This is a genomic window from Kitasatospora sp. NPDC091257 (genome assembly GCF_044757675.1).
GTDB lineage: Bacteria > Actinomycetota > Actinomycetes > Streptomycetales > Streptomycetaceae > Kitasatospora > Kitasatospora lactacystinica.
Genome location: NZ_JBIVVI010001588.1, coordinates 1 through 1,677, shown reverse-complemented (window position 1 = coordinate 1,677; position 1,677 = coordinate 1). Strand labels below are relative to the sequence as shown.

The following is a 1,677-nucleotide window of genomic DNA, read 5'->3' as shown; positions in this document are numbered from 1 at the left end:
GGGGTCGCGGGGCCCGGGGACGGTGAAGGGCACCCCGGTCAGTTCCTGCGACACCTCCCACAGTCGTCGCCCCACCGCCTCGTCCTGCGCGCGGGGCGCCGGCGAGGTGAGCGCGGGCGTTCCGCGCAGTTCGCCGAGGCCGCTCGGCCCGTACAGTTCCCCGCCGCGCACCTGCGGCGCGGTCGCCGCGTGCAGCTGGGCCAGCGCCCCGCGGGCGGGGGACTGCGCGAGCGGGCGCAGCAGGTGTCCGAACAGCAGTCGCACCCCGGTGACGGTGCCGGCGCGGGGCAGGGCGGTGGCGGCGTAGCCGGGGTGGGCGAGCACGCTGCGCACGGGGCTGCGGGCGGCGTTCAGGCGGCGGTGCAGTTCGAGGGCGAAGACGGCGTTGGCGAGTTTGGACTGGTTGTAGTGGCCCATGGGGGAGTAGGCGTGTTCGCCGTTCAGGTCGTCGAAGTCGATGCGGGCGCGGCGGTGGTTGGCGGAGGTGACGGTGACCACGCGGGGGTCGCGGCCGCGGGCGAGCAGGTCGATGAGGTGGGCGGTGAGGGCGAAGTGGCCGAGGTGGTTGACGGCGAGCTGGAGTTCGTGGCCGTGGGGGGTGAGGGTGCGCGGGGGTGCCATGACGCCGGCGTTGTTGACCAGGACGTCGGGGTGCACGCCGTCCTCGCGCAGGCGCTGGGCGAAGGCGTGCACGCTGTCGGGGTCGGCGAGGTCCAGGCGGCGTACGTCCAGGCGGGCGCCGCTCTGTTCGGCGCGCAGGTGGGCGGTGGCGCGGTGGCCTTTGGCCTCGTCGCGTACGGCGAGGACGACGTGGGCGCCGCGGCGGGCGAGGGCGGTGGTGGTGGCCAGGCCCAGGCCGCCGGCGGCGCCGGTGACGACGAACACCCGCCCGCTGAGGTCCGGGGCGGGGTCGGGGGTCCGGTTGCTCGGTGTCATACGGCTCACGCTGCCCTGCATGTCACCAAGTGTCAAGACTGACGTTCGATGACGTGAGTGGCGTGGGGGCTAGGATGGGGCGGTGACCTCCCGACCCGCCGCCACCCTGGCCCAGCGCAAGCGCCAGCTCGTCGCCGACGAGCTGACCCGCGCGGCCCTGGACCTGCTGGCCGGCGGCGGGTTCGACGCCGTCACGGTGGACGAGATCGCCACCGCCGCGGGGGTGTCCAAGCGCACCTTCTTCCGCTACTTCGCGTCCAAGGAGGATGTGGTCGTCCAGTTCCTGGCCGCGCTCGGCACCGCCATGCGCGAGGAACTGGCCGCCCGCCCGGCCGAGGAGACGCCCTCGGTCGCGCTGCGGCACGCGGTGTGGCGCTGCGTGGAGGACTGCGCCGGGCACGAGGAACGCGCCCGCAGGGTGGTGCGACTGATCCTCACCACCCCCGCCCTGCTCGCCCGCTTCCTGGAACGCCAGGCGCAGTGGCGCGACGAGCTCGCCGCGCAGCTCGCCGGGCGCCTGGGCCTGGACGCCGCGCGCGAGCTGTACCCGCGGCTGGCCGCGGACATGGCACTGGCGGCCTTCCACACCGTCCTGCAGCGCTGGAGCACCGCCGACGACGGCGACGCCGCCGGCAACGGTGAGGGCGTGGGCGGGGACGGCGGCGGGGTGGACGTCGCGGTGCTGACGGAGAACTGTTTCGCCGTCATCGCCCCGGCCCTGGACGCCGTCCTTCCGACGCT

2 protein-coding genes are annotated in these 1,677 nt (G+C 75.1%); one reads left to right on the top strand and one right to left on the bottom strand.

The features are described from left to right. On the bottom strand, positions 1 to 936 hold a 936-nt coding region (locus tag ACIQOV_RS40540; protein WP_401056032.1), incomplete at its 3' end, for an oxidoreductase. An 82-nt stretch (positions 937 to 1,018) separates the two neighbouring features. Between ACIQOV_RS40540 and ACIQOV_RS40535 the strand changes: the two genes are divergently transcribed. Further along, a partial coding sequence (locus tag ACIQOV_RS40535; protein WP_401056030.1) for a TetR family transcriptional regulator occupies positions 1,019 to 1,677 on the top strand: 659 nt, incomplete at its 3' end.